This is a genomic window from Pseudomonas sp. B21-021 (assembly GCF_024749205.1).
Classification (GTDB): domain Bacteria; phylum Pseudomonadota; class Gammaproteobacteria; order Pseudomonadales; family Pseudomonadaceae; genus Aquipseudomonas; species Aquipseudomonas paraglycinae.
Genome location: NZ_CP087192.1, coordinates 817,501 through 832,278 on the forward strand (window position 1 = coordinate 817,501; position 14,778 = coordinate 832,278).

Sequence of the window (14,778 nt, forward strand, 5' to 3'; positions counted from 1 at the left end):
AGGCGAGGCTGAAAAGCGTAGTCGATGGAAAACAGGTTAATATTCCTGTACTTCTGGTTATTGCGATGGAGGGACGGAGAAGGCTAGGCCAGCTTGGCGTTGGTTGTCCAAGTTTAAGGTGGTAGGCTGGAATCTTAGGTAAATCCGGGATTCCAAGGCCGAGAGCTGATGACGAGTTGCCTTTAGGCGACGAAGTGGTTGATGCCATGCTTCCAAGAAAAGCTTCTAAGCTTCAGATAACCAGGAACCGTACCCCAAACCGACACAGGTGGTTGGGTAGAGAATACCAAGGCGCTTGAGAGAACTCGGGTGAAGGAACTAGGCAAAATGGCACCGTAACTTCGGGAGAAGGTGCGCCGGTGAGGGTGAAGTACTTGCTACGTAAGCCCACGCCGGTCGAAGATACCAGGCCGCTGCGACTGTTTATTAAAAACACAGCACTCTGCAAACACGAAAGTGGACGTATAGGGTGTGACGCCTGCCCGGTGCCGGAAGGTTAATTGATGGGGTTAGCTAACGCGAAGCTCTTGATCGAAGCCCCGGTAAACGGCGGCCGTAACTATAACGGTCCTAAGGTAGCGAAATTCCTTGTCGGGTAAGTTCCGACCTGCACGAATGGCGTAACGATGGCGGCGCTGTCTCCACCCGAGACTCAGTGAAATTGAAATCGCTGTGAAGATGCAGTGTATCCGCGGCTAGACGGAAAGACCCCGTGAACCTTTACTATAGCTTTGCACTGGACTTTGAATTTGCTTGTGTAGGATAGGTGGGAGGCTTTGAAGCGTGGACGCCAGTTCGCGTGGAGCCATCCTTGAAATACCACCCTGGCAACTTTGAGGTTCTAACTCAGGTCCGTTATCCGGATCGAGGACAGTGTATGGTGGGTAGTTTGACTGGGGCGGTCTCCTCCTAAAGAGTAACGGAGGAGTACGAAGGTGCGCTCAGACCGGTCGGAAATCGGTCGTAGAGTATAAAGGCAAAAGCGCGCTTGACTGCGAGACAGACACGTCGAGCAGGTACGAAAGTAGGTCTTAGTGATCCGGTGGTTCTGTATGGAAGGGCCATCGCTCAACGGATAAAAGGTACTCCGGGGATAACAGGCTGATACCGCCCAAGAGTTCATATCGACGGCGGTGTTTGGCACCTCGATGTCGGCTCATCACATCCTGGGGCTGAAGCCGGTCCCAAGGGTATGGCTGTTCGCCATTTAAAGTGGTACGCGAGCTGGGTTTAGAACGTCGTGAGACAGTTCGGTCCCTATCTGCCGTGGACGTTTGAGATTTGAGAGGGGCTGCTCCTAGTACGAGAGGACCGGAGTGGACGAACCTCTGGTGTTCCGGTTGTCACGCCAGTGGCATTGCCGGGTAGCTATGTTCGGGAAAGATAACCGCTGAAAGCATCTAAGCGGGAAACTTGCCTCAAGATGAGATCTCACTGGAACCTTGAGTTCCCTGAAGGGCCGTCGAAGACTACGACGTTGATAGGTTGGGTGTGTAAGCGCTGTGAGGCGTTGAGCTAACCAATACTAATTGCCCGTGAGGCTTGACCATATAACACCCAAGCAATTTGCATGCTCCGAGCTGAAAAGCGAGAGAGACCAGATTGCGGTGTGTGAAGACGAAAATGAACCGAAAGTTCGACGCTCACAAAACACCGAAAGCTGTCACATACCCAATTTGCTGAAGCGAGGCCTCTGGTCACGACTCAGTACCCGAATTTCTTGACGACCATAGAGCGTTGGAACCACCTGATCCCATCCCGAACTCAGAAGTGAAACGATGCATCGCCGATGGTAGTGTGGGGTTTCCCCATGTGAGAGTAGGTCATCGTCAAGATTAAATTCCGAAACCCCAATTGCGAAAGCAGTTGGGGTTTTGTTTTGCCCGCAGGAAAGTTCTTACAGCATTCTCAGCCGCCTTGCGGCTGTCGTCGCCTGCCGACAATGCTAAGGTTCAGCCCTAGCTTTTGTACTTTTCCAAGGAAGCCTTCATGCCGGACACCCAGTCCCTCAACGCTGCATTCATGGTCGTTCAGAGCAACAGCCTGGATGAACTGCGCAGCCTTGTGATCAGCATCATGCGGCGCTATCCACTGGCTCCCTTGGAGAACGAAATCGCGCTTGTACAGAGCAACGGCATCGCTCAATGGCTCAAGCTGGCACTGGCTGAGGATCCTGAAGAGGACGACTCCGGCGGCTGTGGTATCGCCGCCGCTATTGATGTGCAACTGCCGGGCAGTTTCATGTGGCAGCTTTACCGGATGGTTCTGGGACGAGAGGACATTCCGGCAAAGTCGCTGCTCGATAAGGCACCGTTGACCTGGCGTCTGATGCGCCTGTTGCCACAGGTCATCACCCGACCGCATTTCGAACCGCTACAGCGCTTCCTCACCCATGACACCGATCTACGCAAACGCTACCAGTTGTCCGAACGTCTGGCAGACCTCTTCGACCAATACCAGGTTTACCGCGCTGATTGGCTTGAGGACTGGGCAGAGGGGCATCATCAACTCCGAAATGTAAGAGGTGAAGCGAAGCCGCTCTCACCGACCAGTTGCTGGCAGGCAGAATTGTGGCGCGCTCTGCTGGACGATGTGGGCGAGCAAGGCATGGCCCAGAGTCGCGCGGGCGTGCACCAGCGGTTCATGGAGCGCATCAACAGTCTTGAACGCGCACCGACCGGACTTCCCCAGCGAGTGATCGTTTTCGGAATTTCCTCGTTGCCCGCCCAGGTACTGGAAGCATTGGCCGGGTTGTCTCGTTTCAGCCAGGTTTTATTGTGCGTCCATAACCCCTGTCGTTATCACTGGGCCGATATCGTTGCCGACAAGGATCTCTTGCGTCATCAGTACAAGCGGCAGGCCCGAAAAAACGGCATGCCTGTGGTGCTGGATTCGGAATCGCTCCACCAACATGCTCACCCGCTCCTCGCAGCGTGGGGTAAGCAAGGTCGCGATTACATCAACCTTCTCGACAGCTACGACGAGCCGGACAGCTATCGCGCAGCATTTCGCAACGGACGTATCGATCTGTTCAGCGAAAACCAGCCGAAGAACATGCTGAATCAGTTACAGGACGACATTCTGGAGCTGCGGCCGCTCAGCGAGACTCGAACGCTCTGGCCGGCAGTCGATCTGACTCAAGACGATTCGATCCGCTTTCACATAGCTCATAGCGCCCAGCGCGAAGTGGAGATTCTCCACGACCAACTCCTGGCCCGTTTCAGTGCCAACCCTCAATTACGCCCTCGCGATGTGATCGTGATGGTGCCTGACATCGATAGTTATGCGCCGCATATCCGCGCCGTATTTGGCCAACTGGATCGTCAGGATCCACGCTTCATTCCCTTCACTATGGCCGATCAGGGCCAGCGCGGGCGGGATCCATTACTGATCGCTGTCGAGCATTTGCTCAAGCTGCCGGACAGTCGTTTCCCCGTCAGTGAAATTCTCGACCTGCTCGACGTTCCTGCGTTACGCGCCAGGTTTGGTGTGCAGGAGCGAAACTTGCCGACTCTGCATCGCTGGATCGAAGGGGCCGGCGTACGTTGGGGCATCGATGCCGGGCAACGGGCCGAACTGGGATTGCCCGACGAACTGGAGCAAAACAGTTGGCGCTTCGGCCTGCGTCGGATGCTGCTCGGCTATGCCGTCGGCAGTTCCGGAGCCTGTGGGGATATCGAACCCTACGATGAAATCGGTGGTCTCGATGCCGCGTTGATCGGCCCGTTGGTAGCGTTGCTGGATGCACTGGAGCTTTCGCATCAGCAACTGATGAAACCCGCGCAACCACAGGAATGGGGATATCGGCTTCAGGCGTTGATGCAGCTGTTTTTCAAACCCGAAGATGAGCATGACGACTACCTGCTGGCTCAGCTCGAGGAGTTGCGCGAAACCTGGCTGGAAACCTGCGAGGCCGTCGGTCTGCTGGACGAGCTGCCACTGACCGTCGTCCGTGAGGCCTGGCTGGCGGGGCTGGATCAGGGGCGTCTGTCGCAGCGCTTCCTGGCGGGAGCCGTGAACTTTTGCACGCTGATGCCTATGCGCGCGATCCCGTTCAGGCTGGTTTGCCTGTTGGGCATGAACGATGGCGATTATCCACGCGCTCAACCGCCGCTGGACTTCGATCTCATGGGCAGCGACTACCGGCCGGGAGATCGATCCCGTCGGGAGGATGATCGCTATCTTCTGCTCGAAGCGCTCTTATCCGCCCGTCACCAGCTCTACATCAGTTGGGTGGGCCGCAGCATTCGCGACAACAGCGAGCGGCCAGCCTCTGTGTTGATCGGCCAGTTGCGCGATCATCTCGCCAATGGATGGCGATCGGTCGACGACAACGAAGATCTTCTGATTGCCATGACTCAGGAGCATCCGTTGCAGCCATTCAGTTCGCGCTACTTCCATGAGGAAGACAAACTGTTCAGCTATGCCAGCGAATGGCAAGTGCTGCATCAGCATCACGAGCAGAATGACGTCGCAACAATGCTTGCCCCCCATGTTCAGGAGGAACCGTTGAGTCTGGAGCTGCTGCAGGACTTCCTGCGCAATCCGGTTCGACACTTTTTCACTCAGCGACTCAAGGTTTACTTCGAAGCGGCGCAGGTTCCACAGGCTGACGAAGAACCCTTTGTGCTGGATGCATTGCAGCGATACATGCTCAGCGACAGCTTGCTCGGGGCAGCCTTGAGACACCCGAACAATGTTGATCAGGCGCTCGAGTCTCAAGCCCGACGCCTGCAGAACAGCGGACTGCTGCCCATGGCCGGATTCGGTGAATGCCTTCAGCGAGAGTTGATCGAGCCTTTGCCAGACTTGTTGCAACGATATCAACAGCTGTTGGCGTTATGGCCAACACCGCTAACCAACGCGCTACCGATCAATTTTGAATGGCAGGAACTGCGCCTTGAAGGATGGCTAGGCGGTTTGCACCGGCGCGCCGATGGCGGCGTACTGTCGGTCACAACAATCCCCAACAGCATAGGCTCGATCAAGAGCCGCAAATGGCATCGCATGACCAATCCCTGGGTCAGCCATCTCGTCGCGTGCGCCAGTGGACTCTCCCTGACGACCGCACTGGTGGCGAGTGATGACACGCTCCTTCTTGAACCTCTGGAACAGACTCGAGCGGGGCGCATTCTTGAGGATCTGCTGCGTGCCTGGCAGACGGGCATGCGCCAGCCACTTCCGGTCGCGGTGAAAACGGCTTTTGCATGGCTGGCCCAGACCGATCCGGTCAAGGCTGAAGCGGCTGCCCGTAAAGCCTATGAGGGCGATGCTCAGACCAGCGAAGGCGAGCGGCGTGAAAGTCCGGCTCTGTCCCGACAATTCGCCGACTTCGATGCACTGCAGGCGGATGAAACCTTCTCCGGTTGGTGTGATGCACTGTATCGCCCTCTGCTTGAGGCACCTTGGCGTTCATGGACCCACGAGGAGGCAGGCGCATGAGTAACCAGCAGCCTCTCGCCCTGGCATTCCCGTTAAAGGGCAGCCAACTGATTGAAGCCAGTGCGGGCACTGGCAAGACGTTTACCATTTCGGCGTTGTATCTGCGGTTGATCCTCGGCCACGGAGGCGAGGCGAGTGGTTTCGCTCGAGAGCTGTTGCCCCCGCAGATTCTCGTGGTGACCTTCACCGACGCAGCCACCAAAGAACTGCGCGAACGTATACGCACACGTCTGGCCGAGGCCGCCCGTTTCTTCCGTGACGAGTCACCGCCCCCTGATGCGTTGATTGATGAACTGCGTGCACAGTTCGATCCGCAACAATGGCCCGGCTGCGCGAACCGCCTGGATATCGCCGCGCAATGGATGGATGAAGCTGCGGTCTCGACGATCCACAGCTGGTGTCAGCGAATGTTGCGCGAGCATGCGTTCGACAGCGGCAGTCTGTTTACCCAGACCCTGGAAACCGATCACAGCGACCTGCTCGGCGAAGTGCTGCGCGATTATTGGCGGCTGTTCTGCTATCCGATGCAGGGCGATGCCTTGAACTGGGTTCGCAGCCACTGGGGAGGGCCGGCGGCCCTGTTGCCGCGTGTGCGTGGGCTGTTTGGCACCGAGCGCGAAGGGGATTCAGAAAAGACGCCATCCGAGCTGATCGAAGACTGCCTGCAGGAACGCCGTGCGGCATTGGTGGAGTTGAAGGGGCCATGGCGGCAGTGGGCTGATGAGTTACTCGCCATCTGCCATCAGGGCGTCGCCAACAAAACCGTGGACGGGCGCAAGATGCAGGCCCGCTATTTCGAACCCTGGTTCGAAAAGCTCAAGGCCTGGGCCGAGGACGAGTCGCTCGAGCAACTGGATATCGGCACCGGGTTCGCCAGGCTCACGCCGGAGGGCATGGCTGAAGCCTGGAAGGGCGAGCCGCCGAGTCACCCGGGCCTGGATGCCATGCCTGTGCTCAAGTCGAGCCTCGACAATTTGCCGACGCCCGATGCGGCCGTGCTGCAGCATGCTGCCAAATGGGTTGGTGCTCGCTTTGAAGACGAGAAGCGCCGTCGCGCCGAAATGGGTTTCGACGACATGCTGTTGCGTCTGGATGCTGCCCTGCAATCCGATGGTGGGGAACGTCTCGCCACGCTCATCCGCGAGCAGTTCCCGGTCGCCCTGATCGATGAGTTCCAGGATACGGATCCGGTGCAGTACCGGATCTTCGAAAGCATCTATCGCATTGAAGAGGATAATCCCGAGACCGGACTGTTCCTGATTGGCGACCCCAAGCAGGCGATCTATGCCTTCCGTGGCGCGGATATCTACACCTATCTGCGAGCCCGCCAGGCTACAACCGGACGCCTGCATACCCTGGGCACGAACTTCCGTTCCAGTCACGGGATGGTCAGTGCGGTCAACCATGTTTTCGAACGTGCCGAGTCCCGTGAGCAAGGGCGCGGAGCATTTCTGTTTCGAGAGAAAAACGGCGATAACCCGGTGCCATTCCAGCCTGTAGAGGCTCAGGGGCGTAAAGAACATTTGCAGGTTTCCGGGCTGGATGTGCCAGCGCTGAACATCTGGCATTTATCCACCGACAAGCCACTGTCCGGGGCGGTTTATCGCCAGCAGTTGGCGGCGGCCTGCGCCAGTGAGATCACGACCCTGCTTAATGGCGGGCAGACCGGTCGCGCCGGGTTTGCGCAGGAGGGCAAGGATTGGCGTGGGCTGCGGCCAGCGGACATTGCGATCCTGGTGCGCGACGGTAAAGAGGCGCAGGCGATACGCGGTGAGCTCGCAGCGCGCGGAGTCCGCAGCGTTTATCTGTCGGACAAGGACTCGGTCTTTGCCGCTCAGGAAGCCCATGATCTGCTGTCGTGGCTAAAGGCGTGCGCCGAGCCGGATGTCGAACGCTCCCTGAAAGCGGCGCTGGCGTGCATCACACTGAATCTGCCGCTGGCTGAGCTGGAGCGCCTGAATCAGGACGAACTGGTCTGGGAAACCCGGGTCATGCAGTTCCGTGGTTATCGTGAGCTCTGGCGCAAGCAAGGGGTGCTGCCGATGTTGCGGCGCCTGCTGCACGACTTTCAACTGCCGCAGATGCTCATCGCCCGCAGTGATGGCGAGCGGGTGCTGACCAACCTGTTGCACCTGTCGGAGTTGTTGCAACAGGCCGCGTCGGAACTCGATGGCGAGCAGGCACTGATCCGTCATCTGGCTGAGCATCTGGCGCTGTCCGGGCAGGCAGGTGAAGAGCAGATCCTGCGTCTTGAAAGCGACGAACAACTGGTCAAGGTCGTGACCATTCACAAGTCCAAGGGGCTTGAATACCCTTTGGTGTTCCTGCCGTTCATCTGCTCGGCCAAACCCGTGGATGGCAGTCGATTGCCGCTGCATTACCACGATGAGTCCGGCAAGGCCCGCATCAGTCTGAAGTCCGACGCTGAACTGATCGCCTTGGCGGACAATGAGCGCCTGGCGGAGGATCTGCGTTTGCTCTATGTCGCGCTGACCCGCGCGCAACACGCGTGTTGGCTCGGGGTGACGGATCTCAAGCGCGGTAACCACAGCAGTTCGGTGCTGCATCTTTCTGCACTGGGCTATCTGTTGGGCGGCGGCGCAACGTTGAACGAGTCCAGCGGATTGGCTCGCTGGCTGGACGATCTGCAACAGAATTGTTCGTCGTTGAGCGTTGTTGAAATGCCGGAGGCCACCCGCGAGGAGTACCAGCCTCCGCGTAACGAAGCCACGCTACGTGCCACCCTTTTGCCGAGCCGCAGGGCCAGCGAGAACTGGTGGATCGCGTCGTACAGTGCCTTGCGCATCAGTGACGTGCTGAGCGTCGGCAATGACGAAGCTCCCGACAGTCCGCAAGCGCAAAAACTGTTCGACGACGAACGCCTGGATCCTGAAGCTCCGCGCGAGATCATCGCCGGCGGGGCCGACATTCACCGCTTCCCTCGCGGGCCGAATCCGGGAACGTTTCTTCACGGTTTGCTGGAGTGGGCAGGGGAGGAAGGGTTTGCGGTCACCCGCGAATCGCTGGACGATGCAATTGCCCGACGTTGCAACCGTCGGGGCTGGGAAGGCTGGATCACTACCCTCGGTGACTGGTTGCAACACTTGCTCAAATTGCCGCTGCCTGCGGGCTTCGACCAACCGCCAGTGGTGCTCGAGCAATTGAAGCAGTATCGGGTCGAGATGGAGTTCTGGTTTGCCAGCCACAAAGTCGACGTCCTCAAGCTCGACGAACAGGTGCGTCAGTTCACCCACAACGGTGTTGCCCGGGTCGGCGCCGAAGCGGTGCAGCTCAATGGCATGTTCAAAGGCTTTATCGACCTGACGTTCGAGCACGAGGGTCGTTACTACGTGGCCGATTACAAATCCAACTGGCTGGGTGTCGATGACGCCGCGTACACCGAGCGAGCCATGGAGCAGTCGATCCTCGACAACCGTTATGACCTGCAATACGTGCTGTACCTGTTGGCACTGCATCGTCAGCTCAAGGCGCGGCTCGCCGATTACGACTACGACCGGCATATCGGCGGCGCGTTGTATCTGTTCCTGCGTGGGACACGGGCTCCTGGCGGTGGCGTTTACTTCGCGCGACCACCAAGGGCGCTGATCGAACGTCTGGACCTCATGTTCCAGGGCAAATCGCAACCCAAGGCCGAGCCCGCGTGGGAACAGGGAGTACTGCTATGAACCGGACATTCGCCGATCTGCTGCCAACGCCGCTGACCGCCGACAGCCTCGTGCAACTGACGCCCCTGACCCGGGCCGATGATCTGTTGCTGTTGCTGACCCAGTGGGTCGAGCGTGGTTGGTTGCGGGCACTGGATAAGGCATTCGTGGCCTTCCTTCATGAGTTGGCACCCGATGTCGATCCGCTGGTGTTGCTAGCCGCCGTATTGACCAGTCACCAGCTCGGCCATGGTCATGTCTGCCTGGATCTGTTCGAAACCCTCAAGGCGCCGGATTTCGCGCTGTCTCTGCCTCCGGAGGGGGACGCACAACCCGGCGTATTGCTGTTGCCCTCGCAGTTGCTCGAAACCCTCGACGGAGCGCATTGGTGCAAAGTACTGGCCGGCAGTTCGCTGGTGGCACTGGCCGCCGACGAAGGTGCATCGGCTCAGGAGCGCCCGCTGGTGTTGTCCGGCAAACGCTTGTACTTGCGGCGCTATTGGGCCTACGAGCGGCGTATCGACAGCGCATTGCGTCAGCGTCTGGCGGAGCAGGAAGCGACACCACCCGATCTTGCTCGGCGGCTGGACGCACTGTTCGATCCGGCCCTGCGTGCGAATGTCATCGACTGGCAGAAACTCGCCTGCGCCCTGGCCACCCGAAGTGCCTTCAGCATCATCACGGGTGGCCCGGGCACCGGCAAGACGACGACGGTGGTCCGTTTGCTGGCGTTGCTCCAGGCGCCTGCGGTCGAGGCGCACCAGCCATTGCGCATCCGCCTCGCGGCGCCTACCGGGAAGGCGGCGGCGCGGCTGACCGAGTCCATCAGTCAGCAGGTGCAGTCGCTGAAAGTTGCTGACAGCGTCCGGGAAAAAATCCCGACCGAGGTGACCACGGTGCACCGCCTGCTTGGCAGTCGTCCCGGCACGCGGCACTTTCGCCACCATGCCGGTAACCGTCTGCCCCTGGACGTTCTGGTGGTCGATGAAGCGTCCATGATCGACCTGGAAATGATGGCCAACCTGCTCGATGCCTTGCCACCTCATGCCCGGTTGGTGTTGCTGGGCGACAAGGATCAACTGGCCTCCGTGGAGGCGGGCGCGGTGCTGGGGGATTTGTGCCGCGATGCCGAAGCCGGTTGGTACAGTCCGCAGACCCGCCAGTGGCTGGAGCAGGTGAGCGGCGAATCCCTGCAGGACAGCGGCTTGCACGAAGGCACCGACGGTTCGCATCCGTTGGCCCAGCAAGTGGTGATGTTGCGTCACTCGCGGCGTTTCGGCGAGGGCAGCGGCATCGGTCAACTGGCGCGACGGGTGAATCAGCAACTCCCGGTCGAGGCTCGCCAGTTACTGGACGCCAGAACCCATGGTGATGTGTTTTCGTTGCCGCTTCAGAACGAACACGACCGGAACCTTGAGCACCTGGTGCTCGATGGGCACGGCGTAGGCCCTCACGGATATCGACACTATCTGAGCGTCTTGCGCGATCGACGTCCGGCGAGCGGAACGCCGCTCGAGAGCCCGGGCTGGACCGACTGGGCGAGTGACGTCCTGCGGGCCTTCGATACCTTCCAGTTGTTGTGCGCAGTGCGCAAAGGGCCGTGGGGTGTCGAGGGGCTGAACCAGCGCATCACCGACGCGCTGCTCAAGGCGCGGCTGATCGAAAGCGATCAGCAATGGTACGAAGGCCGGCCGGTGCTGATGACCCGAAATGACTACGGTCTGGGGCTGATGAACGGTGACATCGGTATCGCCCTGAAACTGCCTGAGCGCGATGGGCCGGATGCCGGTAAGTCGGTGTTGCGAGTGGCGTTCCCGCGTAACGACGGGCGTGGCGGGGTGCGTTTCGTGCTGCCGAGCCGGCTCAACGATGTCGAGACCGTCTATGCGATGACTGTGCACAAGTCGCAGGGCTCGGAGTTTGCCCATACCGCGCTGATCCTGCCGGACGCCCTGAATCCCGTGTTGACCAAGGAGCTGATCTACACCGGAATTACCCGGGCCAAGGACTGGTTCACCTTGATCGAGCCTCGGAGCGGCGTGTTTGAAGAAGCGGTGCAGCGCAAGGTGAAGCGCCTGAGTGGACTGATGCTGGAACTGGAAGAAGGGGCGCCGCATTAAGGATGAAGGAGCTTTCAATTGCCGCCGATAATTGACCGACCGGTCAGAGGTCGTTGTATCGCTGGCGTTCCAGCGCTGTGCTATCGTTGCGGCATCATTTCGTAACGATCCAAGAGAATCCCTGCATGAAGGTGGCTGTCTGGGCGACAGAGCGCGTAGTTGGCTGCAAGCGGGCGTTGCTTGCCGGTGTGCTCTGTTTGCTCTCGGGTGTGGCCGCTGCCCAGACTCAACCCCCGGCGGGCATGGCCGAGCAGCGGGCCAAATCCGTCACCCAGGTTGTCCTCGGTATCCTCAGTTATGCGCGCTGGCCGGTAGAGCCGGCGCAATTGCGCCTGTGCATCGTCGGTCCAACCGAATACACCGACGACCTGGTCAAGGGTACGACCCAGGCCACGGGGCGTCCGGTCATCGTGCGTCGACTGTTGGCTGACAATCCGGCCATCGTCAGCGAGTGCGACGCGGTCTACATCGGCAAACTCACGACCGACGAACGCAGCCGGCTGTTCGCATCCCTGATCGGCCATCCGGTGCTGAGCATCAGCGAAGGCGGCGATCAATGCACGGTCGGCAGCCTGTTCTGCCTGCGGGTCGGCGATGAGCAAGTGTCGTTCGAGGTCAACCTCGACTCCGTCGCCCGCAGCGGCGTGCGCATTCATCCCAGCGTGCTGCAGTTGTCGCGCCGCAAACCGGCGGTGCCATGAGACGCGACAAATCCACAGGGCGCCCGACCCTCGGCTCGGTCATCGGCCGTGGCAACCTGATTGTGGCGCTGGTCGCCGTGGCAATGGCCAGTGTGTCGCTGACGCTGCTTGGGGTGTTGGCGCTGCGGGTCTATGCCGATCACAACCTGCACTTGATCGCCCGCTCGATCAGTTACACGGTGGAAGCTGCCGTGGTGTTCAACGACAAGGCCGCCGCGACCGAAGCGCTGGCGCTGATCGCCTCGACCGAAGAAGTGGCAGATGCCCAGGTGCTGGACACTCAAGGCCAGTTGCTCGCGCGCTGGCAGCGTCCGGAGAATGGCTTGTTTTCCGAACTGGAGATGCAGGTCGCGCGGGTCATTCTGGAAAAACCCATCAGCCTGCCGATCCTGCATCAGGATCGCGAAATCGGGCGCATTTTGCTGATCGGCCACGGCGGCAGCCTGATGCGCTTTCTGTTGAGCGGTCTGGCGGGGATTATTCTCTGCACGGCGATCAGCGCCTGGGTCGCGCTCTATCTGGCGCGTCGCCAGTTGCGCAGGATCATCGGCCCGTTGCACAGCCTGGCTGCAGTGGCGCATGCCGCCCGTAGCGAGCGGGCACTCGATCGACGGGTACCACGGGCAAAAATTGCCGAGCTCGACAACCTGGGCAATGACTTCAATGCCTTGCTCGATGAACTCGAAGACTGGCAAACCCACCTGCAAAGCGAGAACGAAACCCTCGCCCACCAGGCCAGTCACGACAGTCTCACCGGATTGCCGAACCGGGCCTTTTTCGAGGGTCGCCTGATCCGTGCGCTACGCAGCGCCCACAAGCAGAACGAGCGCGTGGCAGTGCTGTTTCTCGACAGCGACCGATTCAAGGACATCAACGACAGCTTCGGTCATGCCGCCGGCGATGCAGTGCTGGTGGCGGTAGCCAATCGGGTGCGGGCGCAGTTGCGTGAGGAAGATCTGGTGGCGCGTCTGGGCGGTGATGAATTTGCCGTTCTGCTGACACCCTTGCACAAGACCGAAGACGCCGAGCGCATTGCCGACAAGATCCTCGCCAGCATGGAGATCCCGATTGCACTGCCCGGCGATAGCAGTGTCGTGACTTCGCTCAGTATCGGCATCGCCGTTTACCCCGATCATGGCGCTACGCCCGGCACCTTGCTCGATGCGGCGGATGCCGCGATGTACCAAGCCAAGCGTTTGTCGCGCGGCGCCCAATTCACGGCCGGGTCGGAGCACCCGGTCGATCCCGTTCAAACCAGGAGCTGATGCCCGTGTTCTCACTTTCCTTTCGACTGTTTTCCACCCTGTTGCTGACGGCCATACTGGCCCTGACCGGTTGCCAGACCGCCCCGCAAAAAGGCCTGACGCCAGCCCAGGTCGCAGTCCTCAAGCAGCAAGGCTTCGAGTTGACCGATGACGGCTGGGAGTTCGGTCTGTCGGGCAAAGTGCTGTTTGGCAGCGATGTCGAAAGCCTGAACAAGCAAAGTACCGAAATCGTCGAGCGTATCGGCAAAGCGTTGCTGGGTGTCGGCATCGAGCGCGTGCGGGTCGATGGCCATACCGACGCTTCGGGCAAGGAAACCTACAACCAGCAGCTGTCTCTGCGTCGCGCGAAAAGCGTCGGCAAAGTGCTGACGTCGGTTGGCATGAAAGAAGAGAACATTCAGCTGCAAGGCCTCGGCAGTCGCGAACCGGTCGCCTCCAACGACACTGCCGCCGGCCGCACCGAAAACCGCCGGGTGTCGATCGTGGTCAGCGCCGACTAGTCGGCGAACTGCATTTCGCGGGTCTGCCCCATCAACAGCGCCTGATTGCGCTCGGTCACTTCGCGGATGTAATCCCACAACAGGGTAATCCTCTTGAGCTTGCGCAGATCCTCCCGGCAGTACATCCAGAACTGCCGGGTGATGTCGATTTCCTCCGGCAACACTGGCAACAGGCGCGGATCCTGGGCCGCAAGGAAGCACGGCAGAATCGCCAGCGAGCGCCCCTGCTGCGCCGCCACGAATTGCGCGATCACGCTGGTGCTGCGCAAGTTCGCGCTGGCGCCGGGCACCACGTTTGCCAGATACAGCAGCTCCGAGCTGAACGCCAGGTCATCCACATAACTGATGAATTGATGCTTGCCCAAATCGGCGGGGCGGCGGATCGGTGGGTGTTTGTCGAGGTATTCCTGGGTCGCGTAGAGTTGCAAGCGGTAGTCGCAGAGTTTGCAGCACACGTACGGCCCGTGTTCCGGGCGTTCGAGGGCGATGACGATGTCGGCTTCGCGTTTGGACAGGCTGATGAAGTGCGGCAACGGCAGGATGTCCACCGAGATCGCCGGATAGGCGTCGACGAAGTGGCTCAGTTGCGGGGTGATGAAGAAGCTGCCGAAACCTTCGGTGCAACCCATCCGCACATGCCCCGACAGCGCGACGCCGGAGCCGGACACCTGCTCGCAGGCCATGTGCAGCGTGCTTTCGATCGACTCGGCATAACTCAGCAGGCGCTGGCCTTCGGCAGTCAGCACAAAACCGCTGGTGCGCGACTTTTCGAACAGCAAAGTGCCGAGCGCCGATTCCAGCGAACTGATCCGCCGCGACACGGTGGTGTAGTCCACCGCCAGGCGTTTGGCCGCGGTGCTGGCCTTGCGGGTGCGGGCGACTTCGAGGAAAAACTTGAGGTCGTCCCAGTTCAGCGAGCCTAAAGACGTGATGTTTTTTTGCATGATGGACTGGCTTATATGTGCGTTCTTATTAGAAGTTTGCACATCTATACTCCAAAAACAGTCCGACAACCAATTCGCGACACACGCCTCATCTCAAGGCGAACCTTTCGCCTTGGCTCCCAAGATAAAAACAATTTCTGG

7 protein-coding genes and 2 rRNA genes (1 of these 9 only partly in view) are annotated in these 14,778 nt (G+C 59.7%); 8 read left to right on the forward strand and 1 reads right to left on the reverse strand.

Annotated features, from left to right (window positions below; translation table 11 throughout):
• The 8 genes from LOY31_RS03535 to LOY31_RS03570 all read left to right on the forward strand — a co-directional run.
• Nucleotides 1-1,550, forward strand: a 23S ribosomal RNA gene (locus LOY31_RS03535) (it extends 1,341 nt beyond the left edge of the window).
• 169 nt (nt 1,551-1,719) lie between these two features.
• A 5S ribosomal RNA gene (gene rrf / locus LOY31_RS03540) occupies nt 1,720-1,835 on the forward strand.
• A gap of 154 nt (nt 1,836-1,989) precedes the next feature.
• On the forward strand, nt 1,990-5,442 hold the full coding sequence (recC, locus tag LOY31_RS03545; RefSeq protein ID WP_258713586.1) for an exodeoxyribonuclease V subunit gamma: 3,453 nt from the start codon (nt 1,990-1,992) through the stop codon (nt 5,440-5,442).
• On the forward strand, nt 5,439-9,128 hold the full coding sequence (gene recB / locus LOY31_RS03550) for an exodeoxyribonuclease V subunit beta (protein WP_258712836.1): 3,690 nt from the start codon (nt 5,439-5,441) through the stop codon (nt 9,126-9,128). Before recC ends, recB begins: the two co-directional genes overlap by 4 nt.
• On the forward strand, nt 9,125-11,227 hold the full coding sequence (gene recD, locus LOY31_RS03555) for an exodeoxyribonuclease V subunit alpha (protein WP_258712837.1): 2,103 nt from the start codon (nt 9,125-9,127) through the stop codon (nt 11,225-11,227). Before recB ends, recD begins: the two co-directional genes overlap by 4 nt.
• Nucleotides 11,228-11,352: 125 nt before the next feature.
• The gene (locus tag LOY31_RS03560) at nt 11,353-11,928 is read left to right on the forward strand and encodes a YfiR family protein (RefSeq protein WP_007953870.1); all 576 of its coding nucleotides are present in this window, start codon (nt 11,353-11,355) and stop codon (nt 11,926-11,928) included.
• The gene (locus LOY31_RS03565; RefSeq protein WP_258712838.1) at nt 11,925-13,193 is read left to right on the forward strand and encodes a diguanylate cyclase domain-containing protein; all 1,269 of its coding nucleotides are present in this window, start codon (nt 11,925-11,927) and stop codon (nt 13,191-13,193) included. The genes LOY31_RS03560 and LOY31_RS03565 overlap by 4 nt, the downstream gene beginning before the upstream one ends.
• On the forward strand, nt 13,193-13,693 hold the full coding sequence (locus LOY31_RS03570; protein WP_258712839.1) for an OmpA family protein: 501 nt from the start codon (nt 13,193-13,195) through the stop codon (nt 13,691-13,693). The genes LOY31_RS03565 and LOY31_RS03570 overlap by 1 nt, the downstream gene beginning before the upstream one ends.
• Here the strand turns inward: LOY31_RS03570 and LOY31_RS03575 are convergent.
• Nucleotides 13,690-14,637, reverse strand: a complete 948-nt coding sequence (locus tag LOY31_RS03575) for a LysR family transcriptional regulator (RefSeq protein ID WP_221535619.1) — start codon at nt 14,635-14,637, stop codon at nt 13,690-13,692. The genes LOY31_RS03570 and LOY31_RS03575 overlap by 4 nt on opposite strands.
• Between the last annotated feature and the right edge of the window lie 141 nt (nt 14,638-14,778).

Excerpts from the sequence above, each read along its gene's own strand:
- recC (WP_258713586.1), top strand. The coding sequence starts at position 1,990 with ATGCCGGACACCCAGTCCCTCAACGCTGCATTCATGGTCGTTCAGAGC.
- recB (WP_258712836.1), top strand. The coding sequence starts at position 5,439 with ATGAGTAACCAGCAGCCTCTCGCCCTGGCATTCCCGTTAAAGGGCAGC.
- recD (WP_258712837.1), top strand. The coding sequence starts at position 9,125 with ATGAACCGGACATTCGCCGATCTGCTGCCAACGCCGCTGACCGCCGAC.
- LOY31_RS03560 (WP_007953870.1), top strand. The coding sequence starts at position 11,353 with ATGAAGGTGGCTGTCTGGGCGACAGAGCGCGTAGTTGGCTGCAAGCGG.
- LOY31_RS03565 (WP_258712838.1), top strand. The coding sequence starts at position 11,925 with ATGAGACGCGACAAATCCACAGGGCGCCCGACCCTCGGCTCGGTCATC.
- LOY31_RS03570 (WP_258712839.1), top strand. The coding sequence starts at position 13,193 with ATGCCCGTGTTCTCACTTTCCTTTCGACTGTTTTCCACCCTGTTGCTG.
- LOY31_RS03575 (WP_221535619.1), bottom strand. The coding sequence starts at position 14,637 with ATGCAAAAAAACATCACGTCTTTAGGCTCGCTGAACTGGGACGACCTC.